Genomic DNA, 24691 nt, shown 5'->3' with positions numbered 1-24691 from the left:
CGAGCGGCGCGCGGCTCAGGAGACGCGGCGGGACGAGCGGCGCGCGAGCAGGCGGTCGCTCGCGAGCACCGCGACCAGCACCACCGCGGCCACCACGATGTAGAGCACGGGCAGCGAGTCGAGCCCGGACCCGTCGAGCACGAGCGCGCCGATCAGCGCTCCTCCGCCGATGCCGGCGTTGAAGCCGGTCGTGTAGAACGCGCTCGCCAGGTCGCGCATCCGCTCGGGGGCGACCTGCAGCATGCGCGTCTGGAACAGCGGCGGCAGCGCCCCGAACGTCACGCCCCACAGCACGAACGCCACGAGCGACGGCACGAGCATGCCCTCGAACAGCAGCATGCCGGTCACGGCGAGCCCGACCACGGCCACCCCGATGGGGATGCTCACCCGCGGCCGCGCCCCGAGGAACCAGCCGACCATGCCGAGTCCCACGGCCCCGGCGATGCCGAACGCGAAGAGCCACCCGGCGAGGCCCTGCTCGGGCACCCCGGTCGACCGCACGAGGTACGGCGTGATGTAGGTGAAGAACGAGTAGTGCCCGATCATGAACACCGCCGTGATGACGCAGCTCAGCACGACACCGAGCACGCTCGGCTTCGGCAGCGCGCGACGACGACGGACGGCAGCACCCGTCGGAGGCGCGGTGCCGTCGACCAGCGTCGGGACCGCGTCGGTCACCGGCTCCGGCGTCGACTCGTGCGCCGTGCCCCGACCGACCGGCGGCAGGAACTTGTAGACGAAGACCGCGCCGAGCGCCATGAGCCCGGCGAGGATGCCGAACGCCTCACGCCAGCCGAGGGCCTGACCGAGCGCCGTGCCGAGCGGGACGCCCAGCACGAACGCGAGGGTGCCGCCGCTCATCGCGACCGCGAGCGCCCGGCCGACCTGGGCCCGCGGCACGAGGTGACCGGCGTAGGCACCACCGATCGCCCAGAACATGCCGTGGGCGAGACCGCCGAGCACGCGGCTCGCGAGCACGAGCTCGTAGGTCGGCGCGACGGCGGTGAGGCCCGCGCTGATCGCGAGGACGACGATCAGGCCGACCACGATCAGGTGCCGGGGCAGGCGGCGGGTGAGGTGGGTCAGTCCGGTGCTGGTGAGGACGACCGTGAAGGCGAAGACGCTGACGAGCAGGCCGATGCTCGACTCGGTGACGCCGAGGTCGGCGCTCATCTCGGGCAGCAGGCCGGTCGGCAGCATCTCGCCCGAGATCGAGAGGAACGTGGCGACGGCGATGGCGATCAGGCCGGCCCACGGGAAACGGGCGGACGGGGTGGACGTGGGCGCCGTGGGGCGCGGGGGTGCGAGTGTCATGGAACCTGGGGTGGTCGGCGGGCGCCGTTCTCTCGACCCGATGGCGGCCACGGGCCGGCTGATCGTGACGATCTGTCGGCGGCACGGCCCTCGCGACTCGTGCCGCTGGTGACCGTGGGTGACTCGGGGAGGATGGTGATCCCGACTGCGCGCTGTCGTGCACGCCCGGGGCCGGGAGTACCGCCCGACCGAGTTCGAGTCTACCCGCTGCCGACCGGCCTGGCCAGGGGCCCGGTGCGCGGCAGCGCACCGGGTTTCGTGCACCGCACCGCGACTAGACGAGGTGCGGTGCACGAAACGCGGTGCGGTGGCGTCAGGAGGCGCGGGGCAGGTCGGGGTGCGGGGGCTCGGTCCCGGCGTCGTCGACCGCGTCGGGCGCGCGGTCGCGGTCGCGCTCGAGGAAGCGGGCGCTCGGCGGCTGGGTCTCGCGGGCGAGCAGGAACACGACGACGATCTGCAGGAACGGGATCAGCGCCCCGAGCCAGAACCAGCCCCACCCCCAGGCCCGGGCGCCGTGCAGGCGCCGGATGGTCAACGTCGCCATGGGCACGAAGGTCATCAGGCACCACAGCCCCCAGACCAGGGCGACCCAGGTCATGCCTCCCCACGCCGGGCCCGCGGGCCCGAACGGTCCGATCGAGAACTGCCCGACCTCGAGGGAGGCACCCTGGCTCAGACTGGCGCCCGGGCCCGCACCGGCCGGGCGCCCGAGGACGACCGGCCAGGGCGCGAACAACGACGAGCCGTAGGCCCCGACGGACCACGAGACCACGCTCGCCCCGCGCACGAGCGACCCGACGCCGAGGTTGACCACGAGCCCGAGCACGGTCTGGAAGAGCCAGATCCACCAGAACTCGGCGCGGCCCGCCCGGGCGTGCACCACGTAGGCGTTGCCGACGAACCGGCGCACCGCCTGCATCGGCGTGGCCCCGGGCAGCGGCAGCCGGTCGACCTCGAACCACGAGCCGCTCGTCGCGCCTGCCGCCGTGCCCCCGTTCGTCCGGCCTGCTGCCGTGCCCCTGGTCATCCGCACGACGGTACGCCGACCGTGCCCGCGCCTCCATCCCCCACGCGGACGAGATGTCCCCGACGCAGCGTCGCACCGCGTCTCGTGCAAGGCACCTCGACCCGTCGCGGGGCGGTGCACGACGCGCGATGCCGCACGGTCAGGAGGCGCGGGTCCGGTCCGCAGCGGAGGGACCGACGGGCGCGTCCCCGGGAACGCTCACCGCGCCTCCCGCGTTGACTGTCAGCATGAGCGCCGCGACCCCCGACCCGAAGACCTGCCGATCGTGCGGACGCACCATCGAGTGGCGCAAGAAGTGGGCGTCGAACTGGGACGAGGTCGCGTACTGCAGCGACGCGTGCCGCAAGCGCAAGGTGACGGCCCAGGACCGCGAGCTCGAGCAGCGCATCCGTGACCTGCTGGCGGCCCGGGCGGCGACCTCGACGATCTGCCCGTCGGACGTCGCGCGGTCGCTGCACCCCGACGACGAGGACGCCTGGCGCGGCCTCATGGAGCCCGTGCGCCGCGCGGCCCGACGCCTGGTCGCCGCGGGCGAGGTCGACATCACGCAGGGCGGGTCGGTCGTCGACCCGTCGACGGCGAAGGGTCCGATCCGCATCCGCCGGCACCGGTCGTGAGCCTCGCGGCGACGCCGTGAGCGGGACGCGCGGGCCGAACGACGGGGATCAGACGGGCTGCAACGCCGACCAGGGCTCGGCGGGCAGGTCGACGCCGACGGGATCGCCGGGTCGCACCTCTCCCCCGGTGAGCACGACGCCCATGACGCCCGCCTTGCGGACGAGTTCGCCCGCCTCGTCGCGTCCGACCACGGCCTTCAGCAGGCCCGACTCGAAGCGGTCGATCTGCAGGCACGGGTTGCGGAGTCCGGTGATCTCGACCCGCGCCTCCTGACCGAGGGTGAGCACGGTGCCGACGGGCAGGCCGAGCAGGTCGACCCCGTGCGTGGTGACGTTCTCGCCGAGGTCCCCGGGCCCGACGTCGTAGCCGTGGGCGGCCAGCTCGGCGAAGAGCTCGGCGTGCATCAGATGCACCTGCCGCAGGTTCGGCTGGCTCGGGTCGCGGGCGACGCGGGAGCGGTGCTGCACCGTGCGCCCGAGGTGCGCGTCGCCCTCGACGCCGAGCCCGGCGAGCAGGGTGACGCGCTCGACGGGCGGCTTGCTGAACCGGTGGGCGTCGTCGACGTTGACCGAGAGGACGGAGGCGCGGGTCATGTCGCCCAGTCTGCCCGCGTCGGGTGCCGGGGTCGAGGGTGCGGGTGCCCGGGCGGGGTCGGCGTCGGCCGGGGTCGGGGGCTGGCCCGGGTGGTGTCGCACCGCCGACTGGACATCGCACCGTCGAAACAGGCGGTGCGACGTTCGGTCGGCGGTGCGACGAGGGCCCGGGGTGCCTCGGGGCGGCTCTGCCTGCCGGGGTGCCGGTCAGCGGCGGACGTCGTGCAGGTGGTGCACGGGGTCGTGCACGAAGTAGCGGGCGAGCGAGTCGACCGTGAAGGCCGAGCCGTCGCTGCGCAGGCCGGTGCGACCGAGCTGCCCGTCGGGCACCGCCTCGAACGCGTCGGCCACGACGGCGGCGGCGGCCACGAGCTCGTCGGCCACCACCGCGGGCTGCTGGGCGGCGTAGTCGTCGTCGAGCGCCGTCGCGTCCTGGTCCCAGTTCGCGAAGGTCGGCGCGTCCTCGGCCAGCATCAGCCGGAGGCGCGTGTCGAAGACCCGGAACACGTCGCGCACGTGCGCCCCGTACTCGAGCGGCGACCACGTGGCGTCGTCCGGCCGGGTGCGGGCGTCGGACCGGGCGAGCTCGGCGGGCCAGGCGGCGGCGTTCTCCCGGACGAGGCCCGGCACGTCGCGGAACGCGACCTCGGCGGGGTCGAAGCCGCAGTCGGCGCAGGGGCGTTCGAGCACCCAGGTCCAGTTCTTCGTGTCGGGAGTGATCGGCATGGGACCGACGCTAGGACGCACGGCCCGGCACGCGCCATCGAGATCCTGCCGACGTCGGTGCCCCCGGCGCCAACCGCGACCACGCGATGAACCCGGTTTCGATCCGGGCACCCAGTTGCTACCGGGTGCGCGGTTCGAAACCGGGTTCATGGCGGAACGGGGCGGGGCAGGGCAGGGCGGGGCGGAGCAGGGCGGGGCGGAGCATGGCGGGGCGGGGACGTGCTCGCAGGACGGCGGCTCGTGCCGGGGCCGTCGCACGACCGACATCCGCCTCCGGGATGACGTCGGCCCCGCGACCCGCCGCTAGCGTCGACCCATGACGAACACTCAGCACGGGGGCCGGCTCGCGGGGGCGGCGGCAAGCCTGCGCCGGCGGGTCGACCGCCGCGAGGTGGCCTGGGTGATCGCCACCACCGCGGGCCTGCTCGTCATCGGCGGGGCACTCTTCACCGTGACGGCCTCGGCCGGCCGCGTGGTGGCGTCGTTGCTCGAGCTGCCGGCCGCGCTCGCGCAGACCTCGCTCGTGCCCTTCGTCGTCTGGGCCGTCCTGGCCGTGCTCGTCGCGTGGCGGTGGTCCGACGCCGCCCCGTCACGCCGGGCCTGGCTCTACGTCGCCGCGGCGGCCGTGGCCCGGGCCGGCGTCGAGCTCACCGTCGGGTCGGGCGTCACGTCGGGCCTCCGGGCGGGCTTCTCCCTCTACACACTGCCCACCGTCGTCTTCGTCAGCCTGCCGTTCGTCGCGACCGTCGGCCTGGCCTCCTTCGTCGTGCTCGCCGCGCGCTCGGGCCGTGGCAGCCGCGACGGGTCGTCCGACGCCGGAGCACGTCCGGCCGAGCACGCGTCCGTCCACGCAGCACCTCCGGCCGACCGCACGCCCGCCGACGCACCCGCCGCCCGGGCACCCCGGCACCTCGGGCACCGCGTCGCCGTGATCGTCGAGGCGCTCGCCCTCGCGGCGGGCATCGTGCTCACGCTCTCGCTGGCCGGGCAGTGGTTCTCCGCCGAGTTCAGCCTCGTCGGTTCCCCCGTGACCGTCAGCGAGGAAGCCGCGCAGAGCTGGCTGACGACCCTCGTCGCCTGCCTGGCATGCCTGGTCGTGGCGCTGTTCGCCGCGATCACCGCCGGGCACCGAGGCGTCGTCGTGGCGACCGTCGTCGTCGCCGGGCTGGTCGTGATCGGTGCCGTCGGCGCACCCGTCCCCGGCGACCGGTGGGAGTCCACCACACCGCGCCAGGAGCCCCTGCCCGCGAACTACACGCCGTGTTACAGCGGCAGCGGGAAGTGCAACTGACCCTCAGGTGCAGCCGGGTCAGGCGGGCGCGTCGACGTCGCGGCCGTCCCAGAGGTCGGAGCAGTCGACCGGCTCGGCGGCGCGGGCCCGCAGGTAGGGGCCGGCCCCGCGATCCCCGGTGAGGGACGCCGCGAGAGCCGACCAGTGGGAGCGACCGACCACGACGGGGTGACCCGGGCGTCCGTGGAAGACGGACTGGCGCAGCGCAGCCGGGCCCAGCGGTACGTCGGCGGCCGGGGGTGACAGCAACCGCGCGACGGCGGACGACGGCAGATCCGGGTAGTCGACCAGCGTGATGACGGCGAGCCGCGCCTCCTCGGGGTCCCCCGCGGCGAGCGCCTCCAGCCCGGCCCGCAGGGACGCCGCGAGGCCGTCGGCCCAGTCGTCCGCGACGACGACCGACACCCTCGCCCGACCGTCGACCCCTAGGAGGCGCGGGTCAGTCGAGACTGCGCCCGTCACCCCGTCCGCCGCGGGCGACCCGACCGGTAGGAGGCGCGGGTCGGCGGCCAGCAGCGCTCGCGCCTCGGTCGCGCCCGCACCGAGCACGACGACGACGCGGTCGCAGCCCCCGTCGAGCAGCGTCGCCACGGCACGGGTCAGCCAGGGCCCGTGCTCGTCGACCACGAGCGCCTTGGGGCGACCCATGCGCGTCCCGGCACCGGCCGCGAGCAGCAGTCCGACCGAGGAGGGCGGGCCGACGGACGGCGGGCCGACCGGCGGCAGGCCGTCGGGCGGCGGAGCGACGATCTCGGGCATGGCTGCAGGCTAACCGGACTGTCCACGCGGCGAACGTCCGGCGGCGCGGTGTGCCCCGCGGCCCGGGCCGTGGCACCATCGAGACCTGGCGCCACCCGACGCCACCCCCGAGGAGTCCCGTGTTCGAGATCGCCGACCGCCTGCTGGCGCGACTCGACGCCGGCGAGCGCCTTGCGGTCGCGACCGCCGTGTCGGTCGTGGGCAGCGCGCCCCGGACCGTCGGCACGTCGATGGCCGTCACCGTCGACGGCACCGTGATCGGCAGCATCTCGGGCGGCTGCGTCGAGGGCGCGGTCTACGGGATCTGCACGCAGGTGCTCGACGACGGCACGCCGCAGCTCGAGACGTTCGGGTTCAGCGACGAGACGGCGTTCGAGGTCGGGCTCAGCTGCGGCGGTCGCATCGAGGTGCTCGCCCGGCTCGTCACCCCCGACGACGCCGAGACGATCGCCGCCCTCCGCGACGCGGCCGCCGGGCGTGAGGCGTCGGCCCACGTCGTCCTCGGGCCGGTCCGCACCGGCGAGGTCGTGCCGACCGTCGACGACTGCGAGGGTCTGCGGGTCTTCAGCGAGCGCTCGGTGCCGCCGCCGCGCCTCCTCGTCTTCGGGGCGGTCGAGTTCGCCGTCGCCCTCTGCAACGCCGGGGCGGTGCTGGGCTACCGCGTGACGGTGTGCGATTCGCGTCCGGTGTTCATGACCCGCGAGCGCTTCCCGTCGGCCGACGAGGTCGTCGTCGAGTGGCCGCCGAACTACCTGGCGCGCACCGAGGTCGACGAGCGCACCGTGATCGCGGTGCTGTCGCACGACGAACGGTTCGACGCCGACCTGGTCGAGGCGGCGCTGGCCTCGCCCGCGGCGTACGTCGGGGCGATGGGTTCGCGGACGACCCACGACCGCCGCATGGCCGCACTGCGGTCGCGCGACGTGGAACCCGACGCGCTGGCCCGCCTGCACTCCCCCATCGGGCTCGACCTCGGTGCGAGCACGCCCGAGGAGACCGCCGTGTCGATCCTGGCCGAGGTGCTCGCCGTGCGTTCGGGTGCCTCGCGGGCCCCGCTGCGCGACCGTGACGGCAGCATCCACCTGATCCGCTGAGTCGAGACCCCGGGTACTCGCCGAGACCCTCGTGCGCGCACGGGGGTCTCGGCGAGTTCCTGGGGTGTCGGCGCTAGTACCGCGTCGGCAGGCCGGCGAGCAGCTTGTCGGGTTGGATCGGCAGGTCGCGCACCCGGATGCCGGTCGCGTGGGCGACGGCGTTGGCCACCGCGGCGGCCGCGCCGACGTTGCCGATCTCGCCGATGCCCTTGCCGCCCATCGGGGCGAGGTGCGGGTCCTCCTCGTCGAGCCACTCGACCTCGATCGAGCCCACGTCGGCATTGGCCGCCACGTGGTACGTCGCGAAGTCGTGGTTGCCGTAGTCGCCCTGGGTCGGGTCGAGCATGCCGTGCTCGTGCAACGCCATCGACAGGCCCATGGTCATGCCGCCGACGAACTGCGACCGGGCCGTGCGGGCGTTCATGATGCGCCCGGCCGCGAAGACGCCGACCATCCGCGGCACGACGACCTCACCCGAGTCGAGGTCCACGCGCGCCTCGACGAACTGGGCGCCGTAGGCGAAGCGCGAGTGGTCGCTCATCGCGGCGATGTCCTCCTCGATGTCGACGACGACCTCGAGACCTTCCGGAGGCACGGGCTGGCCCTGCGAGAGCAACTCGGTCACCTGCCGACTCGCCTTGGTCACCGCCCACCCCCACGACGCCGTGCCCGACGAGCCGCCGGCCACGCCTGCGGTCGGCAGCCGGCTGTCGGCGATGTGCAGGTCGACCAGGTCGAGGGGCACCCCCAGCTCGGCCGCGGCGATCTGCGCCATCACGGTGCGGGCCCCCTGGCCGATGTCGGTCGCGTTGACGCCGACCTCGAAGCGACCACCCGGCAGCGCTGTGACCCGGGCACCCGCGGGCATCACGCTCGCGGGATACGTCGCGGCGGCGACGCCCGTGCCGACCAGCCAGCGTCCGACCCGGTGCACGGCCTGACGCGGGTCGCGGCCGTCCCAGCCGAACAGCTCGGCCCCACGCCGCAGGCAGTCGACGAGGTGCCGGCTGCTGAACGGCTGCCCGGTGTGCGGGTCGACCTCGGGCTCGTTGCGGACGCGCAGCTCGACCGGGTCGAGGTCGAGCTTGAGCGCCAGCTCGTCCATCGCGGACTCGACGGCGTAGATGCCGGGCGCCTCGCCGGGCGCACGCATCCAGCGCGGCGTCGGGACGTCGAGTCGGGCGAGCCGGTGCGTCATCAGACGGCTGGGAGCGGCCCACAGGTGGCGGGTCGGCTCGGCGGTCTGTTCGGTGAACTCCTGCAGCGTCGACGAGTGCGAGTACGTCTGGTGCGAGAGCGCCGAAAGGTGCCCCTCGGAGTCGGCGGCGAGGCGGATGCGCGAGATCGTCGGCGTGCGGTAGCCCGCGATCGCGAACATCATCTGTCGCGTGTAGGCGACCTTCACCGGACGACCGGTGAGCATGGTTCCGATCGAGGCGAGGACGACGACCGGGCGGGCCGAGCCCTTCGAACCGAAGCCGCCGCCGACGTGTTGGGCACGGACGCGCACGGCGGACGGGTCGAGCGAGAACAGCGTGGCGAGAGACGTCGCGACGCCGCTCGTGCCCTGGTTCGAGTCGAGCACGTCGAGCTCGCCGTCGGACCAGGTGGCGACCGTGGCGTGCGGCTCCATCGGGCTGTTGAACAGGGCCGCCGTCTCGTACGTCTCGTCGATCACGACGGACGAATCGGCCATCGCCGCGTCGACGTCACCCTGCGAGGTGTCGGTCTCGAAGCCCGCGTTGACGGTCTCGGGGGCGTAGAGGCTGGGGTGGTCGGTGCTCAGCACGACGTCGATGCCGCCCTCGTCGTACTCGAAGGCGAGCGCCGACGCGGCCTCGCGGGCGGTGTCGAAGGTGTCGGCCACCACGAGCGCGACGGGCTGGCCGCGGTAGGCGACCTCGGCCGACTGCAGGACGAGCAGCTCGCCGTCCTCGGCGTCCTCGAGGTGTGGAGCCTGCTCGTACGTGATGACGTCGTGCACGCCGGGCATCGCGAGCACCTCGTCGCGGTTCGAGCCGGTGATCGTGCCGGTCGTCACCGTCGACTGCACGATCCAGCCGTACAGCACGCCGTCGGGCGTGTGCTCGTAGGCGTACCGGGCGGCACCCGTCACCTTGTCCCGACCCTCGAGCCGGGCGACGGGGGCGCCGAGACCGGTGGGGACGCTCGTGTCGACCGGCGTGACGACGTCGACGGCGGTCACGACGCGCTCCCCTCGGTGCCGGTGGCATTCCGGGTGCCGGGCTCGACGTCGGCCGCGACGCGACGGGGCGACCCGTTGGCGCCGGTCGGGCGGAACGGCGACGGGTCGACGTCCTCGGCCGGGTCGTCACCCTCGTGGTCGAGGCCGGCGAGCTCGCTCAGCACGCCCACGACGAGCCGGGTCAGCAGCGGCACCTTGAAGGCGTTCTGCTCGGTGGTCGTCGCGGCGGCCAGCTCGAGTTGCGCGGCGGCCGCGAACGAGGCGGGCGTCGCCGGAGAGCCGACCAGCGCCTCCTCGGCCTTGCGGGCACGCCAGGGCACGGGCGACGCGGCGCCCAGGGCGATGCGCACGTCGGTCACGAGACCGGCCTCGTCGACCGAGAGGGCGGCGGCGACCGAGCCGAGGGCGAAGGCGTACGACCGGCGGTCACGCGCCTTGCGGTACGTGGAGTTCGTGGCGACCGGCAGGGACGGCAGCTCGACCGCGGTGATCAGCGCTCCGCCCGGCAGGTTCGTGTCGCGGGTCGGGTCGTCGCCCGGCTCACGGAAGAACTCGTCGATCGGCAGGCGCTGCTCGCCCTCGACGGTCTCGAAGACGACGACCGCGTCGAGCGCCGCGAGAGCGACGGCCATGTCGCCCGGGTGCGTGGCGATGCAGAGGTCGTTGACGCCGAGGATGCCGAGTTCGCGCGACAGCCCGGCGACGGCGCCGCAGCCCGTGCCGGGTTCGCGCTTGTTACAGGGCTTCGTGGTGTCCATGAAGTAGGTGCACCGGGTGCGCTGCAGCAGGTTGCCGCCGGTCGCCGCCTGGTTGCGCAGCTGACCCGAGGCCGCGCTGACGAGGGCCCGTGTCAGCGCCGGGTAGCGGGTGCGGACGAGAGGGTGCGCGGCGAGGTCGCTGTTGCGGACCCCCGCGCCGATGCGGAGGCCGCCGTCGGGCAGCTCGTCGACCCCTCCGAAGTCGACGCGGCTGACGTCGACGAGCAGGTCGGGCCGCTCGACGCCGAGCTTCATCAGGTCGACGAGGTTCGTGCCGCCGCCCAAGGGCTTGGCGTTCGGGGTGCGGTCGAGGGTGGCGACGGCGGAGGCGACGTCGGTCGCTCGCTCGTACTCGAAGGTCTTCATCGGGTGGCTCCCTCGGTCGCATCGGCGTCGTGCGCGCAGGCCGCGTCGTGCACGGCCGGGACGATGTTCATGTAGGCCCCGCACCGGCACAGGTTGCCGCTGAGACGTTCGCGGACCTCCTCGTCGTCGAGGTCGATCTCGCCGTTGGTGATGTCGGTGGTGACGTGGCTCGGCATGCCGGCCCGCGCCTCCTCGAGCATGCCGACCGTCGAACAGATCTGGCCCGGCGTGCAGTAGCCGCACTGGTAGGCGTCCCGGTCGAGGAACGCCTGCTGCACCGGGTGCAGGGCGTCGCCGTCGGCGAGCCCCTCGACGGTGGTGACGTCACTGCCCTCGGCGCTGACGGCGAGGACCAGGCAGCTGTTGGTGCGTCGCCCGTCGACCAGGACCGTGCAGGCGCCGCACTGGCCGTGGTCGCAGCCCTTCTTCGAGCCGGTCAGATCGAGGCGCTCCCGCAGGGCGTCGAGCAGAGACGTGCGGTTGTCGACCTCGAGCCGGCGCGGGCTGCCGTTGACGTCGAGCGTGATCGTCGTCGTCGGGACGCCGGGCGGGTTCGCGCCCGCGCTCGGTGGACTGGTTTCTACGCTGACCTGGGACACCATGCGTGCACGGTATGCCCGGGGGCAGGCGGGTGCCCATGTGCTGTCCCGTTTGCGAAGCGCAGGGCGGCGGGAGGTGCCGAGGAGGCGCGGGTCGGCCGCCGCAGGCGGCCCGCCGACCGGCACCCCGCGTCAGTCGGCCTTGCCCGGGCGGACCTTCGCGGTGTCGGCGACGTCGATGCGGGTGACGCCGTCACCGCGGTCCTCGGTCGTGATGCGCGGGGCTGCGTCCGACTCGTCCGACTTCGGGGCGCGGGTCAGCTGGTCGTGCCGCTTCTCGTCGTCGGTCATGCCGGTCGGGTCGTGGTCGACCTCGTGCCCCGGGCTCGTGTCACGGCCGACGCCGTCGGGACCGGGGGTCTGCGTGTCGTCGCTCATGCGGTCGACCGTACCCGCGCCTCCTCGGGTCACGGCGCGATGAGACCCCAGGAACCTGCCGAGACCCTCGCGCGCGGCGTGGGGTCTGAGCGGGTTCCTGGGGTCTCGGCGGGGGCGCTACCGGGTGAGGACGGCGAAGCCGCCGGGCTTCACCAGCACGAGGCTGCGGCCCTGCACGTCGCGCTGCTGCACGAGGCGGCCCTGCGCGTCGTACGACGAGACCGACGACCGGGTGCCACGGAGGCCGACCGAGGCCGGCAGCGGCAGCCGCGACGTCGACGACAGCAGCTCGGTCGTCGTCGCCCGCCCGTCGGCCGCCGTGCCCGCGAGCACGAGTCGCTGGACGAGCGGTCGCACGATCAGGCCGTCGACCACGGTCGCGTTCCGCCCGGCGGTCACGGTGATCGTGGTCGCTCCCGCACCGATCGGCACCGGCAGCGTCTGGGGCAGCAAGGCCCCGGAGGCGGCGGTCACGCCCTGCGCCCCGGCCTGCGTCGTCAGCGTCCCGAGGGGCACGCGTCCCGCCTTCCAGACCGACGTCGACCGCACTCCCTCGGCGGCCAGCAGCACCGGCTCGACGTGCCGCAACCCGGAGCCCGCGGGCACCGTGATCGTCGCGCTCTGCCCGGGCTCGAGCCGCAGGGCCGAGCCGCCGCCGTACTGCGACTCGCCCGTCCACGCCGAGTCGGGCGTGACGACCGTGCCCGTCGTGGGCGCCGCCGTCTCGGCCTCGACCACCGTCAGGCCGTCACGCGACGTGACGCTCGTCAGCCCTTGAGCCTCGGCCGAGACGTCGGGCGCACCGTCGAGCGCGATCATCGACAGCAGGCCGTGGATCGTGCTCTCGGCACCGCTGTTGCGGTTCACCGTGCCGTCGGCCTGCACGCCGTCGAACGTCACGCCGGTGGCCGGGTCGTAGACGGAGGTGCCCGAGCGGTTCGTGCCGAAGTACCAGCTCGCGGCGACGGCCGCGATCCGCTTCAGGCCCGGCGCACCCGCACCGGCGCCGGCCACGGCGAGCGCCGACTGCAACCTCGAGTCGGCCCCGTAGGCGATCTGCGTCTGGTCGACGGGCGTCGGGTACCAGGCGTTGTCGGGCCCGCTCGCGGTGAGCAGCGTGGTCGTGAACGAGGTCTGGTCGAGCACGGCGGGCTTCAGCAGGTCGGGTCGGCCGAGCACGGTCGACGCCCGGGCCAGGGCGACGGGCATCTGCGACGACCAGGCGTGCCACATCGAGCGGGACTTCGCCCAGGGCAGCACGGCTCCGTACGGCCAGGTCTGCCCGTCGCCGGACGACATCGCGGCGACGCCCTCGGCGAGCTGTGTCAGCGCCGTGCGCGAGGCCGCGTCACCCGGCACGACGGCCGAGTAGGCGGCCAGCCCGAGGACGGCCTCGGCCGACGCGTCGGCACCGGAGCCGATCAGCCACGCGGGCACCTTCGCCCCGTCGGCCACGTCGTACTGCCCGTAGCGGGCGAGCGTCTCGCGGTTCAGCGCCGTCACGCCGAGCTGCAGACGCTGCTGCAGGAACGCGGCGAACTCGGGGTCCTCGTCGGCGAACGCGGCGTATCCCTCGCCGAACGCCCAGATGCTCCGGGCCAGCCAGTAGCTGTTGCCGCTGTCGGACGGGTCGGGCAGCTCGACCGGCACCGGGCTGCGGTTGAAGGTGCCGTCGGGCTGCATCCAGAGCACGACGTTGCCGGCGTCCTCACCGGTGGTCGTCTGGAAGTACGCGGTCGCGCGCAACAGCTCGTACGCCTTGTCCCGGCTCGCCTCCGAGCCGGTCTGCTGCCAGTCGCGCAGGTACACGACGGCCGTCCGCGAGACGTCGTCGCTGTTGTACGCGCCCTGCCCCCAGTACCCGGTCGCGGGGTCGAGCGGACCGCCGCCCACCCGGGCGAAGGTGCCACCGTCGCGGGCGTCGGCGTAGGTCCACGGCACCGTGAGCGTCGGCTCCGTGCTCTGCCGGTAGGTCGAGTGCCCGGCCTCGGGCGCGGGCGTCGTCCGGTCGAGCAGGAAGTCCAGGTGCGCCAGGTTCGTCAGCGGCGCCACGGCCGGTACGGCCGCCGGGGCGGTCGGTGCGGCCGACCCGGTCGGCGCGGCCGCCTGAACAGGAGGCGCGGCGGCAGCCGGCAGCGCCCCCGTCACCCCCAGCAAGGTCGCCAGGGCCGCGGCCAGCGCCGTGCCCGTCCATCGTGAGTTGCGTGCGATCATCGTCGACCGCCTCCTTCTTGTCAGTGATCCGTGGTCGTCGTCGGGCCGTGGTCGACTTCGGGCTGTGCTCGACGTCGGTCCGTGCTCGACGTCGGTGTGCGAGGGGCCTCAGGCTCGGTCGAGGCGAGCGACGCCGATCTTCGAGTCGGCCATGCCGTAGAACACGTACCGGACGCCGTCGACCTCCTCGATGGCGGTCGGGAACACGACGTTCGGCACGATGCCGTCGCGTTCGTCGGCGGTCTCGGCCTCGAGCAGCGGCACCTCCGACCGGGTGACGACGCGGGACGGATCGTCGGCGTCGAGGATGATGCCGCCCGCCGCGTAGTTCACGTTCTGCTGCTGGGCGAACGCGTCGTCGATCACACCGGTGACGCCGTGGTGCAGCAGCAACCAGCCCTCGTCCACGCGCAGCGGGGGCGGGCCGCCACCGATCTTCAGCTCCTCGAACGCGAACTCGGGGCCGGCGACGAACCGGTGCTGCCCCCAGCGCGCCAACGCCCGCGGGTCGGCGGCGACCGCGTCGACGGGCACGTAGCTGATCCAGATCGAGTGCCGCCCGTCGGTGACGCCGGCCGGCAACGGGCTGCCCTCGCCCGGCACCGTCGCCCCGATGTGCCACATCGGTCGGTGGAGCACGGCGAAGCTGCGCACGCCGTCGGGTGCGGTGACCGGCGACGGGAAGAACACGGTGTCCTTGTTGTGGAACAGCCCGAGGTCGGTGTCGAGCTCGTCGACGTACTCGAAGGTGGCCGGCCCGAGTCGTCGCCAGTCACGCAGGTCGTCGCTCACGGCGACCGCGGTGCGCGGCCCGAGCGGTCCGTAGGCGACGTAGGTCATCACGTGCAGCCCGAGCTCGTCGATCCACGTGACGCGCGGGTCCTCGACGCCGGCGTGGGTCGCGCCGCGTTCCCACCCGCGGTCGGGGGCGAGCACGACTCCCTCGCGGGTCACCCCCACGGGCACGCCGTCCTCGACGACCACCCGGGCCAGCCCGACCCGCGACACGTTGCCCGTGGCCACCAGCCGCGGCAGCAGGTAGAGCTCGCCGTCGGGCCCACGCCCCGAACCGGGGTTGAGCACCCCCTCGGCCTCGTCGGGCGAGTCGGGGTCGGGGATCATCACGACGCCCAGGCGGGTCAGTCGGTACGGGAAGTCAGCCATGGGAGGCCCTTTCGAGGAGCGAGAAGCGACGGAGGCGCGGCGCGAGGGGGGATCGCACCGCGCCTCCTGCGGTGGGGGCCGCCGGCACGGCGACCCGGTCTGGAGGTGGGGAGCCGAGGAGGCGCGGCGAGCGGTGGTCGCGCACCGCGCCTCCTCGGGTGGTGGGCGGTCGGTCAGCCCTTCACGCTCGAGCCGACGTCGGTCGAGATGAAGTAGCGCTGGAACACGATGAACAGCAGCACGACCGGTGCGGCCAGGACGACGGCGCCCGCGAGGGTCGCGCCGAACGGGTTCGCCGCGGTCGCCGCCACGTTGCTGATGTAGTTCGCCAGCGACACGGCGAGCGGCTGCATCGACGCCTCCTTGGTGATGAGGAACGGCCAGAGGAACTCGTTCCACGGGCCGATGAAGGTCAGCAGCAGGGCCGTGACCAGCGCGGGGCGCACGAGCGGCAACGCGATGTTCCACAGCAGCCGGAACTCGCCGGTGCCGTCGATGCGTGCCGCCTCGAAGAGCTCCTTCGGCAGCTGCAGGAAGTACTGCCGGAAGATGATCACCGCCGTCGAGTTGATGGCGAACGGCAGGATCATGCCGAGGTAGTTGTCGCTCAGCCCGTAGTTGCGCGCGATGAGCACGTACAGCGGGATGATCAACAGCTGGAACGGCACCACCTGCACCAGCAGCGCCAACGCGAAGGTGACCCCGCGACCGCGCCACTGCAGCACGGCCAGCGCGTAGCCGACCAGCACGCCGAAGACGAGGGTGCAGGCGAGCACGCCGACCGTGAAGATGCCCGAGTTGAGCAGGCCGCTCAGCAGCCCGATGCGGCTGTCGATGGCGGCGTAGTTCTCGACCGTCAGGTTCGACGGGTGCGGGAACGCCCCGGCCACGGTCGGGTCGGGCTTGGTCTGCAGCGAGCCGATCACCATGTAGTAGAACGGGAACAGGAACGCCAGGGCGCCGAGGGCGAGCACGACGCCACGCAGCGTGGTCTGGGCCCGGGTCAGGGGCGGCTTCTTCGCGATCCGCCGGGGGCGGGCGGTGGTCTCGTCGGAGACGGTCACGTCAGTCCTCCTTTCCGCCGGCGAACCGGTTCTGCAGCAGGGCGATGATCAGCACGAGGATCACGAGCACGACGCCGATCGCGGCGGCCTGGTCGGGGTTCCCCTGCTCGATGCCCTTCTGGTACATCAGCAACACGGGCGAGGTCGACGCGCCGTTCGGCCCGCCTCCCCCGGTCAGCAGGTACGGCTCGGTGAAGAGGTTCGCCCCCGTGACGGTCGAGACGAGCAGCACGAGCACGGTGGCCGGCCGCACGCCCGGCACGGTGACGGTGAAGAACGACCGGATCGGGCCGGCACCGTCGCTCGAGGCGGCCTCATACAGCTCTTTCGGCACGTTCTGCAGCGCCGCGAGGTACAGCAGGATGTAGAACCCGAGCTGCTTCCACGTGACGAACAGCGCGATCGAGGGCATGGCCCACGCCGAGTTGATCAGCCACGACGGGGTCGGGGCCAGCGGTCCGAGCAGGTTGTTCACCAGGCCGTCGCCGTTGAACAGGAAGAGCCAGACCGCGACGACGGCGACGCTCGCCGTCAGGTACGGCACGTAGAACGCCACCCGCAGGAAGCCCCGGAAGTGCGCGACCTTGTCGAGCGCCGTGGCGAGCACCATGCTCAGCACGACGGTCAGCGGCACGTTGATCACCAGGAAGACGCCGACGTTGCCGAACGAGCGGATGACCGCGGGGTCGGTGAACGCGGTGACGAAGTTCTCGAGGCCGACGAAGGGCCGCGCGACGACGGCACCGGGCGCCGTGAAGAAGTAGTCGTGGAACGCGATGTAGACCGCGTAGACCAACGGGTACGCGAACACCGCCAGCACGAACACCAGGTACGGCGCGCTGAACAGCAGGCCGAGCGGGTGCTTGCCGAGCAGGCCGCCCCGCCGACGCCCGCGCGGGTCGTCGTCGCGGCGACGGCCCGCCCGGTGCCCGGAGCCGGGACCCCCCGAGGAGGCGCGGTGCGCCTCCTCGGCTCGTCCGGCGGTCGGCGACGCTGCCGCCGCCTCGTGCACGGTGGACACGATCAGCCCTGGGCCGCGAGCTCGTCGATCTTGTCCGCGGCGTCCTTCAGCGACGAGTCGACGTCACCCTTGCCGAAGATCACGCTGCTCGACCAGGCGTCGCGGAACGCCTGCAGCTCGGCCACGGTGTTCGGGCCGGCCGGCACCTCGACGGTGCGGGCCGCCTGGTCGCCGAAGAGCGCGTACGAGGGGTTCGCGTCGAAGTAGTCGGCGTAGGTCGAGGCCAGGTCGGTGCGGATCGGCATCTGGCCCGTGGTCTCGAGCAGGGCGCGGTCCTGGTCGCTGCTGGTCGAGAACTTCAGGAAGTCCCACGCCGTGCCCTGGTTCTCGCAGGCCGTGTACATGCCGACGTTCTTCGCGTCGCTGAACGTGTAGGTCTCGTCGGCGCTCGTGCCGTCCTTGGTCGGGACGGGCACGGCACCCCAGTTGACGTCCTCGTACACGGAGACGGCCCACGGCCCCACGATCGACATCGCGGCCTCGCCGTCGGCGAACGAGTCGCCCGTGTACTGCTCCTGGCCGGCCAGTCCCTGCTCGTAGAGCGAGCGCCAGAAGGTCGCGACGTCCTCGCCGGCGGTGTCGGCGAAGGTCGCCTTGCCGTCCTCGACGAGGCCGGTGCCGCCGGTCTCGGCCGCGTAGAGCGGCATGAAGTCGAACTGCGACTGGAAGAACTCGCTCGTCGGCGCCGGGTGGATGGCGTATTTCGAGACGCCCGCGTCGACCAGGGTCTTCGACGTCGCGAGGAAGTCGTCGTAGGTCGACAGGTCGGGGTTCTCGGCATCGAGGCCGGCCTTGGTGAAGAGGTCCTTGTTGTAGAAGATCATCACCGGGTTCGACTTCCAGGGCAGCTGGTAGTACTTGCCGTCGGCGTCCTGGTACTGCTTTGCGAGGTCGCCGCTGCGCTCCTCGATGTAGCTCGCGCCGTCGTCGAAGCTCGACAGGTCGACCAGGCCGCCCTGCTTCTGGAACTGCCCGACCGCGCTGGGGGCGGTGTTGTAGACGAGGCAGGGAGCGTTGCCGGCCGTGATGGCGGCGCCGATGACCTCTTCGCTGGACTTGCCGGCGGGGATCTCCTGCCCCTTGACCTGCTCGTCGGGGTGGTCGGCGTTCCAGGCCTCGACCATGGCCTTGCCCCAGGTGACCTCCTGCTCGTTGTTCGAGTACCAGATCGTGATGGGGCCCTTGGCGGTCAGGGCGTCGCTCGAGGCTCCGCCGCCACCGGAGCAGGCGGTCAGGCCGAGGGCGGCGACCAGGACGGTCGCGCCGAGGGTGGCACGGCGGGTGAAGCGTGTGCGTCGTTGCACGATGTTCTCCTTGGGTGGGGTGGTGCTGCGGGTGTGACTAGGGGGTCGTGTGCGGTGCGGGGGTGTGCGAGCCGGCGGGGTCGGTGCGGGCTGCGTCGGCGCGGTAGAAGTACAGGTCGCGGCGGCCGGCGGGGGCGTCCCAGCCCTGCGTGAAGGTCCAGCGGCCGCCGATCTTCTGCAGGCCGCCCCAGCTGAGCGAGCCGCCCGGCGTCAGGGCGAGCTGGTCGACCGGCCGTTCGACGTCGTACAGCGCCTGGCTCGCCGCGAAGACCCCGTCGACGTCGTGGAAGACGTCGAGCACGAGGCGGCCGTCACCCGTGACGATCGCGGCGGCGACCTCGTGCAGACGGCCGCCGACGCCCGTCAGGTCGAGGTACGGCACGGGCTCGAAGGTCCAGTGGCGCAGGTCGTCCGAGCGGCCGACGTGCAGCACGCCGTCGAAGCCCTCGCTGACGAACATGAGGTAGTCGCCGGCGTCGTCGCCGGTGACGCCGAGGCGGACGGCGTTCCCGTGCTCGTCGCGCGGGATCACGGCGCCCTTGGCCCAGAGCCGCGTCTGCTCGTGGTCGGCGATCGGGCCGAGCTTCTCCCAGGTCACGAGGTCGTCGCTGACGGCGACCAGCAGGTCGATGCCGACCGCCTCGACGGGGTAACCGGGGCTCGGGTGGGCGACCCGCGCCTCCTCGGTGATCGGGAAGACGCCGTTGTAGAAGAGCCAGAAACGGCCCTCGGCCCGGTAGACCTTGGGGTCCTCGGTGCCGAGCAACTCGTCGTCGAGGGTGGGACGGACGACCGGGTTGGCCGGGTCGTCGACCCAGGCGGCACCGGGGGCGGGTTCGCCGTCGGGCGTGAGGGCGAGCGTGGCGTGGCCGATGCGGCTGCCGAGGCTCTCCTTGCGGGGCGAGGCCCGGTAGAAGAGGTGCAGGGTGCCGTCGTGCTCGATGAGGCTGGGGTTGTAGAGGGACTCGCTGGTCCAGCCGAGACCGTCGGGGTCGGGCCACTGGCCGTCGAGCGTGAAGGTGAACGCCGGGTCGACGGCGAAGGGGCCGACCGCCCAGTCGGTGCGGGCTGGGCCGTCGGTGCCGGCGCGGCCGGCGGTGTCGGCGCGGCCGGCAGACTCGTACGCGGCGGGGCTCGAGAAGGTCAGCTGCGAGAGCGCGCCGGTCAGCTCGTTGCGGTGGACGAGGGCCTCGTCGAGCACCGTCCGGAGGCGCTCCCGGGTCAGCGGGACGAGGTACGGCTTCGAGGCGGCGCGGGCCACGTCGACGTCGCCGGTCGTCGCGTCGGCGGTCGTCGCGTCGGCGGCGCTGCTCGTCGTATGGGCGCTGGTCGCGTCGGCTGTCGTCGTCATCGGGGCTCCCACGTCGTCGTGTGCGGTCTCGCTCGTTTACCGAAACGTTTCGGTAGACCGAGAAGCTAGCACGGTGACGGCCCGACCGGAACCCCCTGCAGCTCGCCTCCCGTCGCACCGCCGACTGAACGTCGCACCGCGCACTTCCGCGGTGCAACGTCCAGTCGACGGTGCGACCCGCCGGGTCCGGCCCGCGGGCCCGGGGTCAGCGGACGGCGGGGCCCGTCGACGCGCGGACCAGCAGCCGCGCGGGCTCGATCTCGGCATCGGTGACGGTCTCGCCCTCGACGGCCGAGAGCAGGAGGCGCGCCGCCTCGGCCCCGATCAGCCGCGGAGCCGTCGTCAGCGTGGTCAGCCCGGGGCGCACGTACGACCCGAGCTCGATGCCGTCGAACCCGGCCACGCTGGCGTCGCCGGGGACGCGGACCCCGAGCCGGTCGAGCTCGGTCATGAACCCGATCGCGGCCAGGTCGTTCGCGCAGAAGACGGCGGTGGGACGGCGGTCGACCGCTGCGTCCGGGCCGAACAGGCGAGCCGCGGCCCGGGCTCCCCCGTCGTAGGTGAAGTCGGCCTCGACGACGACCCCGGGGTCGTGCCCGGCCGCCACGAGGGCGTCCCGCCAGGCGGCTCCGCGGCGCCGCGAGTGCACGAACCGGGTGGGCCCGGCGACGTGGGCGAACCGTCGGTGCCCGAGCGACACGAGGTGGTCGACGAGCTCGCCGATTCCGGCCGAGTCGTCCTGCCGCACGGCGGGCAGGGGGAAGTCGCCGGCCGGGTTGACCCCGACGGCGGGCAGGTCGAGCTCGCGGACGAGGTCGACGCGGGGGTCGTCCACCGTCAGCTCGTTCAGGACGACGCCGTCGACCCGACGTCCGGCCGCGAGCCGGCGGTAACGGTCGAGCGGCTCGTCCGCCGCCGACCCCATCTGCAGGATGAGCGCGTACCCGCGCGGGTCGAGCACCGACTCGAGCCCGCCGATGAAGCTGCCGAAGAACGGGTCGGACTCGAGCACGAACGGGTCGCGGTGCACGACGAGCCCGACGGTGAAGGCCCGCTTGGCACTGAGGCTGCGCCCCCGGACGCTGGGCACGAAGCCGAGGTCGTCGGCGGCCTGACGGATGCGCGCGCGGGTCTGCTCCGAGACGCCGGGGCGACCGTTGAGGGCGCTGCTGACCGAGCTGATCGCGACGCCGGCCCGGGCCGCGACCTCGACGATGGTGACCCGCTCTGCCACGCCGCGCCTCCTCGTCCTCGCCTGTGCCGATGCCCGTGTGCGCCCGCCGCGCCCCCACGATGCTACTGACCCGCCGTGGCCGCCACCCTCGCGTGGGCCACCCGGCCCTAGGGTCGGGGCATGCTCATCGTCTCGCTCGTCGCGGCCTCGCTCGCCGCCCTGCTGCACCTCTACATCTTCGTGATGGAGTCCTTCCTCTGGACCACCCCCCGCGTCCGCGCGACCTTCGGCATCACCGACGACGTCCAGGCCGAGCACACGAAGCCGCTCGCCTACAACCAGGGCTTCTACAACCTGTTCCTCGCGATCGTCACGATCGTGGGCGTCGTCCTCGTCGCCGGAGGGGCAGGAGGCGCGGGCAGCGCTTTCGAGGCATCCGCCGCGGGCACCGCCCTGCTGGTCGCGGGCACGGGGTCGATGCTCGCCGCCGCGCTCGTGCTGCTGCTCTCGGACCGCACGAAGGCCCGCGCGGCGGTCACGCAGGGGTTCTTCCCGCTCGTCGCCCTCGTCACGCTGCTCATCGCCTCGTACTGACCTGCCCGTCCGGCCCCGTCGGCCGCACTACCCTGGGCGGGTGACCGACGTGACCGACGCCACCCGCGCCTCCTCCGCTCCCGACGACGCCGCTGCCGCTACCACTGCCCTAACGACGCACTGGACGCTGACGCTCGTCTGCCAGGACCGGCCCGGGATCGTCCACGCGATCAGCGGCGCCGTGGTTCAGGCCGGCGGCAACATCACCGAGTCGGCTCAGTTCTCGAGCCACGACACCGGCACGTTCTTCATGCGGCTGCAGGTCGAGGCCCCCGGCGAGCGCGACGCGTTCGAGGCGGCGCTGGCGCCCGTGCTCGCGCACTACGACGTGCAGGCGAAGCTCGACGTCGTCGGACGTCCGACCCGCACACTCGTGTTGGCGAGCAAGGCGGCGCACTGCGTGAACGACCTGCTGTTCCGGCAGCGGGCGGGGCAGCTGCCGATCGAGGTGCCGCTGATCCTCGCGAACCACGACGACCTGTCGGGGCTGGCCGAGTTCTACGGCAAGCGGTTCGAGCACCACCCGGTCACCGACCCCGAGTCGAAGGCGGCGTTCGAGGCCCGCGTGCTGCAGGTCGTCGACCGGTACGACGTCGAGCTGGTCGTGCTGGCGCGGTACATGCAGATCCTCAGCCCCGAACTGTGTGCGGCGCTCGAAGGGCGGGCGATCAACATCCACCACTCGTTCCTGCCCGGGTTCAAGGGGGCGAACCCGTACCGCCAGGCGCACGCCCGCGGCGTGAAGCTGATCGGTGCGACGGCGCACTTCGTCACGAGCGACCTCGACGAGGGGCCGATCATCGAGCAGAACGTCGTGCGCGTCGACCACACCCGCAGCGCCCCCGAGCTGATGGCGATCGGCCAGGACGAAGAGAGCCGCACCCTGACCCAGGCCGTCCGCTGGTTCGCCGAAGACCGCGTGCTGCTCGACGGCGCCCGCACCATCGTCTTCCGCTAGACCCGCTCGGGCACAGGCCTCGTCGGCTTCGGCCCCCTCCCCTGCGCCCGGCAACCGGCGCCCGACGCCGAGTGGGCAGAAGACGTTGCTCACGGCCCCGTGACGAGCACGTCCTGCCCACTCGACCCCGTGTCACGGGTCCCGGCCCGTGACCGCCCGACCGTTCGGCCGCCGGGTGGGCAGAAGATGCTGCTGCCGCGCCCGCGAGGAGCATCTCCTGACCACTCGTCGCTCCGCAGCTCGATCCGGTACGTACCGGATCACAGGCAGGCCGCCCAGCACACACCGGCCGTACGCTGGACGCGTGACTCCGACCGACCCCGCCCCCTCCTCCGCCCCGGCCCGAGGCGGCCCGGTCGACGCCCTCGACGTGGCGCGGTTCGTCACGCTGATCCTCGCCTTCCTGAGCCTCGGCTTCTGGGGCTACCTCGCCTGGCCATTCCCGTTCCCGTCGCTGGCGTTCATGATCGGTGCGCCCCTGTTCGCGATCGTCGTGTGGGGCCTCTTCCGGTCGCCGCGCGCGCCCGTCCCGACCGATGCCGTGGGCAAGGCGCTCGTCGAGATCGCGATCATGGGTGCCGTGGTCGCGGCCTGGGCCATGCTCGGCTACCCCGTCGTCGCCGTGGCGTTCGCCGTCCTGGCCGGCGTCACGGGCGTCCTGGCCTTCCGTCGCGAGAACCGCCGGGGGGCCCGCCGATGACGACCACGCTGTTCACGAACGCCCGCAAGGTCGACGCCGACGGCGAGGTCGACGGCTTCTGGATGCTCGTCGACGGCGACGTCATCGTCGCCACCGGTTCCACGGTGCCGGGGTCGCGCGCGGCGGCCGGGGTGACGGGCCGGGTCGACGCGGCCCGCGCCTCCTCGGCGACGTCGGGCGCACCCGACGACCCGACCGCAGGAGGCGCGGTGCCGCCCCCGGCGGACGTCACGGTCGACCTCGCGGGCGCCACCCTCACCCCGGGACTGATCGACCTGCACACGCACGGCGGAGGCGGGCACGCCTTCGACGGCGGGCCGGACGATCTCGACGCCGGTCTCGCCCTGCACCGTCGGCACGGCACGACCCGTTCACTGATCAGCCTCGTCGCGAACCCGGTGCCGGTGCTGTCCCGGTCGCTCGGGCTGGTCGGTGACCTCATGCGCCGTGACCCGCTCGTGCTCGGGGCCCATCTCGAGGGGCCGTTCCTGGCGCCCGACCGGCGGGGAGCCCACGCCCCGCACTTCCTGCTCGAACCCGACGCGGCCACGGTCGAGAGCCTGCTCGAGGCCGGCGACGGCATCACGCGGCAGGTCACCATCGCTCCCGAACTCCCCGGCGGGCTCGACGCGATCGACCGGCTCGTGAGCTCGGGCGTGGTCGCCGCCGTCGGGCACACCGAGGCGGACTTCGACCTGGCCCGCGCGGCCTTCGACCGGGGCGCGAGCCTCGTGACCCACGCGTTCAACGCCATGAACGGCATCCACCACCGCGACCCGGGGCCGCTCGTCGCGGCGGTCGGCGACGAGCGCGTGACGATCGAGCTGATCCTCGACGGTGTGCACGTGCACCCGGCCGTCGCGGGCCTCGTGCTGCGGTCGGCTCCGCGGCGGGTCGCCCTCATCACCGACGCGATGGCCGCGGCCGGAGCCGCCGACGGCGACTACCGCATCGGCGAACTCGCGGTCACGGTCGAGCGCGGCGTCGCCACGCTCACCGGCACGTCGACCATCGCGGGCTCGACCCTGACGCAGGACGCCGCCCTGCGCATCGCGGTCCTGCAGGCCGGGCTCTCGGCCGTCGACGCGGTCGCGGCGCTGACGCTCGTGCCGGCCCGCGTGCTCGGCCTCGATGCCGGGGGCAGGCGAGCGGGCACGCGCGCCCCGCAGGCCGGCGTCGCGCGCTCGGCGCAGGCCGGCGTCGTGCGCTCGGCGCAGGGCTCGGCGCAGGCCGCCGGGGGCCGGCCGCCGCTCGGCCGGCTGGCCCCCGGGCACGCCGCCGACGCCGTCGCGTGGCGCGACGACTGGACGGTCGCCCGGGTCTGGGCCGCCGGCCGCGAACTGCCCGTCGGCTGATCCCCGGAACGGCCAGCCCCGCCCTGCCCGACCCCTCACGACACGGCACCGCGTTTCGTGCAC

General features: G+C 73.4%; 23 protein-coding genes. 7 read left to right on the top strand and 16 right to left on the bottom strand.

The features are described 5' to 3' along the window. Positions 1-15: 15 nt before the first annotated feature. Together BIV04_RS11270 and BIV04_RS11265 are read right to left on the bottom strand one after the other, a co-directional pair. Entirely contained in the window at positions 16-1314 is a 1299-nt protein-coding gene (locus tag BIV04_RS11270; protein WP_071256357.1) for an MFS transporter, read from the bottom strand. A 313-nt stretch (positions 1315-1627) separates the two neighbouring features. Beyond that, positions 1628-2341, bottom strand: a complete 714-nt coding sequence (locus BIV04_RS11265) for a DUF805 domain-containing protein (protein ID WP_071256356.1) — start codon at positions 2339-2341, stop codon at positions 1628-1630. Positions 2342-2568: 227 nt separating this feature from the next. Here BIV04_RS11265 and BIV04_RS11260 point away from each other — a divergent pair, with 227 nt between their 5' ends. Then, the gene (locus tag BIV04_RS11260; RefSeq protein ID WP_054147090.1) at positions 2569-2958 is read left to right on the top strand and encodes a DUF2256 and DUF3253 domain-containing protein; all 390 of its coding nucleotides are present in this window, start codon (positions 2569-2571) and stop codon (positions 2956-2958) included. A 48-nt stretch (positions 2959-3006) separates the two neighbouring features. Here BIV04_RS11260 and BIV04_RS11255 read toward each other — a convergent pair whose 3' ends face one another. Both BIV04_RS11255 and BIV04_RS11250 read right to left on the bottom strand, forming a co-directional pair. Further along, entirely contained in the window at positions 3007-3552 is a 546-nt protein-coding gene (locus tag BIV04_RS11255) for an MOSC domain-containing protein (protein WP_071256560.1), read from the bottom strand. A 207-nt stretch (positions 3553-3759) separates the two neighbouring features. Next, a complete protein-coding gene (locus BIV04_RS11250; protein ID WP_071256354.1) occupies positions 3760-4278 on the bottom strand; it encodes a DinB family protein in 519 nt (172 codons plus the stop codon). 316 nt (positions 4279-4594) lie between these two features. Between BIV04_RS11250 and BIV04_RS11245 the strand changes: the two genes are divergently transcribed. Beyond that, positions 4595-5569: a DUF6234 family protein gene (locus tag BIV04_RS11245; RefSeq protein WP_071256353.1), complete on the top strand. Its 975-nt coding sequence runs from the start codon at positions 4595-4597 to the stop codon at positions 5567-5569. A gap of 18 nt (positions 5570-5587) precedes the next feature. On the opposite strand, the gene BIV04_RS11240 is transcribed toward BIV04_RS11245, so the two are convergent. Then, the gene (locus BIV04_RS11240) at positions 5588-6328 is read right to left on the bottom strand and encodes an NTP transferase domain-containing protein (RefSeq protein ID WP_083396374.1); all 741 of its coding nucleotides are present in this window, start codon (positions 6326-6328) and stop codon (positions 5588-5590) included. Positions 6329-6447: 119 nt separating this feature from the next. On the opposite strand from BIV04_RS11240, the gene BIV04_RS11235 reads away from it, so the two are divergent. Beyond that, positions 6448-7422, top strand: a complete 975-nt coding sequence (locus tag BIV04_RS11235; protein ID WP_071256352.1) for an XdhC family protein — start codon at positions 6448-6450, stop codon at positions 7420-7422. 73 nt (positions 7423-7495) lie between these two features. Here the strand turns inward: BIV04_RS11235 and BIV04_RS11230 are convergent, their stop codons facing one another. The 11 genes from BIV04_RS11230 to BIV04_RS11180 form a co-directional block, all read right to left on the bottom strand. Continuing rightward, positions 7496-9628, bottom strand: a complete 2133-nt coding sequence (locus BIV04_RS11230; RefSeq protein WP_071256351.1) for a xanthine dehydrogenase family protein molybdopterin-binding subunit — start codon at positions 9626-9628, stop codon at positions 7496-7498. Further along, positions 9625-10752, bottom strand: a complete 1128-nt coding sequence (locus tag BIV04_RS11225) for a xanthine dehydrogenase family protein subunit M (RefSeq protein ID WP_071256350.1) — start codon at positions 10750-10752, stop codon at positions 9625-9627. Before BIV04_RS11225 ends, BIV04_RS11230 begins: the two co-directional genes overlap by 4 nt. Further along, positions 10749-11354 (bottom strand): 2Fe-2S iron-sulfur cluster-binding protein, encoded by a 606-nt coding sequence (locus tag BIV04_RS11220; RefSeq protein ID WP_071256349.1) that lies wholly within the window; start codon positions 11352-11354, stop codon positions 10749-10751. Before BIV04_RS11220 ends, BIV04_RS11225 begins: the two co-directional genes overlap by 4 nt. Positions 11355-11483: 129 nt before the next feature. After that, positions 11484-11729, bottom strand: coding sequence for a hypothetical protein (locus BIV04_RS11215; RefSeq protein ID WP_071256348.1), 246 nt, complete (start codon positions 11727-11729; stop codon positions 11484-11486). 117 nt (positions 11730-11846) lie between these two features. Then, positions 11847-13943: a hypothetical protein gene (locus tag BIV04_RS11210; RefSeq protein ID WP_071256346.1), complete on the bottom strand. Its 2097-nt coding sequence runs from the start codon at positions 13941-13943 to the stop codon at positions 11847-11849. Positions 13944-14051: 108 nt separating this feature from the next. Then, entirely contained in the window at positions 14052-15107 is a 1056-nt protein-coding gene (locus BIV04_RS11205) for a glycosidase (protein ID WP_071256345.1), read from the bottom strand. A gap of 173 nt (positions 15108-15280) precedes the next feature. Continuing rightward, positions 15281-16114, bottom strand: coding sequence for a carbohydrate ABC transporter permease (locus BIV04_RS11200; RefSeq protein ID WP_054147117.1), 834 nt, complete (start codon positions 16112-16114; stop codon positions 15281-15283). Between the two features lie 58 nt (positions 16115-16172). Beyond that, positions 16173-17045 carry a carbohydrate ABC transporter permease gene (locus tag BIV04_RS11195; RefSeq protein WP_071256557.1) on the bottom strand — a complete coding sequence of 291 codons (873 nt, stop codon included), beginning with the start codon at positions 17043-17045 and terminating at the stop codon, positions 16173-16175. 149 nt (positions 17046-17194) lie between these two features. Next, positions 17195-18496 (bottom strand): sugar ABC transporter substrate-binding protein, encoded by a 1302-nt coding sequence (locus tag BIV04_RS11190; RefSeq protein ID WP_369813660.1) that lies wholly within the window; start codon positions 18494-18496, stop codon positions 17195-17197. A gap of 37 nt (positions 18497-18533) precedes the next feature. Next, positions 18534-19847 carry a hypothetical protein gene (locus BIV04_RS11185; protein WP_071256343.1) on the bottom strand — a complete coding sequence of 438 codons (1314 nt, stop codon included), beginning with the start codon at positions 19845-19847 and terminating at the stop codon, positions 18534-18536. Positions 19848-20052: 205 nt separating this feature from the next. After that, complete coding sequence (locus BIV04_RS11180; protein ID WP_071256341.1) at positions 20053-21081, bottom strand: LacI family DNA-binding transcriptional regulator; 1029 nt, start codon at positions 21079-21081, stop codon at positions 20053-20055. Between the two features lie 120 nt (positions 21082-21201). Between BIV04_RS11180 and BIV04_RS11175 the strand changes: the two genes are divergently transcribed. The 4 genes from BIV04_RS11175 (at position 21202) to BIV04_RS11160 (ending at position 24628) form a co-directional block, all read left to right on the top strand. After that, entirely contained in the window at positions 21202-21615 is a 414-nt protein-coding gene (locus tag BIV04_RS11175) for a DUF1304 domain-containing protein (protein ID WP_071256339.1), read from the top strand. 127 nt (positions 21616-21742) lie between these two features. Then, a complete protein-coding gene (purU, locus tag BIV04_RS11170; RefSeq protein ID WP_055977478.1) occupies positions 21743-22573 on the top strand; it encodes a formyltetrahydrofolate deformylase in 831 nt (276 codons plus the stop codon). Between the two features lie 304 nt (positions 22574-22877). Beyond that, a complete protein-coding gene (locus BIV04_RS11165) occupies positions 22878-23273 on the top strand; it encodes a YrdB family protein (RefSeq protein ID WP_071256338.1) in 396 nt (131 codons plus the stop codon). Then, entirely contained in the window at positions 23270-24628 is a 1359-nt protein-coding gene (locus tag BIV04_RS11160; protein ID WP_071256336.1) for an N-acetylglucosamine-6-phosphate deacetylase, read from the top strand. The genes BIV04_RS11165 and BIV04_RS11160 overlap by 4 nt, the downstream gene beginning before the upstream one ends. Positions 24629-24691: the final 63 nt, after the last annotated feature.

This window comes from Frigoribacterium sp. MCBA15_019 (genome assembly GCF_001864945.1).
GTDB lineage: Bacteria > Actinomycetota > Actinomycetes > Actinomycetales > Microbacteriaceae > Frigoribacterium.
The sequence above is the reverse complement of the archived record's forward strand: the minus strand, read 5'-3'. Positions and strand labels throughout refer to the sequence as shown.

Coding starts and splice junctions, on each gene's coding strand:
- BIV04_RS11270 (WP_071256357.1), bottom strand. CDS start 1,314: ATGACACTCGCACCCCCGCGCCCCACGGCGCCCACGTCCACCCCGTCC.
- BIV04_RS11265 (WP_071256356.1), bottom strand. CDS start 2,341: ATGACCAGGGGCACGGCAGCAGGCCGGACGAACGGGGGCACGGCGGCA.
- BIV04_RS11260 (WP_054147090.1), top strand. CDS start 2,569: ATGAGCGCCGCGACCCCCGACCCGAAGACCTGCCGATCGTGCGGACGC.
- BIV04_RS11255 (WP_071256560.1), bottom strand. CDS start 3,552: ATGACCCGCGCCTCCGTCCTCTCGGTCAACGTCGACGACGCCCACCGG.
- BIV04_RS11250 (WP_071256354.1), bottom strand. CDS start 4,278: ATGCCGATCACTCCCGACACGAAGAACTGGACCTGGGTGCTCGAACGC.
- BIV04_RS11245 (WP_071256353.1), top strand. CDS start 4,595: ATGACGAACACTCAGCACGGGGGCCGGCTCGCGGGGGCGGCGGCAAGC.
- BIV04_RS11240 (WP_083396374.1), bottom strand. CDS start 6,328: ATGCCCGAGATCGTCGCTCCGCCGCCCGACGGCCTGCCGCCGGTCGGC.
- BIV04_RS11225 (WP_071256350.1), bottom strand. CDS start 10,752: ATGAAGACCTTCGAGTACGAGCGAGCGACCGACGTCGCCTCCGCCGTC.
- BIV04_RS11220 (WP_071256349.1), bottom strand. CDS start 11,354: ATGGTGTCCCAGGTCAGCGTAGAAACCAGTCCACCGAGCGCGGGCGCG.
- BIV04_RS11215 (WP_071256348.1), bottom strand. CDS start 11,729: ATGAGCGACGACACGCAGACCCCCGGTCCCGACGGCGTCGGCCGTGAC.
- BIV04_RS11210 (WP_071256346.1), bottom strand. CDS start 13,943: ATGATCGCACGCAACTCACGATGGACGGGCACGGCGCTGGCCGCGGCC.
- BIV04_RS11205 (WP_071256345.1), bottom strand. CDS start 15,107: ATGGCTGACTTCCCGTACCGACTGACCCGCCTGGGCGTCGTGATGATC.
- BIV04_RS11185 (WP_071256343.1), bottom strand. CDS start 19,847: ATGACGACGACAGCCGACGCGACCAGCGCCCATACGACGAGCAGCGCC.
- BIV04_RS11175 (WP_071256339.1), top strand. CDS start 21,202: ATGCTCATCGTCTCGCTCGTCGCGGCCTCGCTCGCCGCCCTGCTGCAC.
- BIV04_RS11160 (WP_071256336.1), top strand. CDS start 23,270: ATGACGACCACGCTGTTCACGAACGCCCGCAAGGTCGACGCCGACGGC.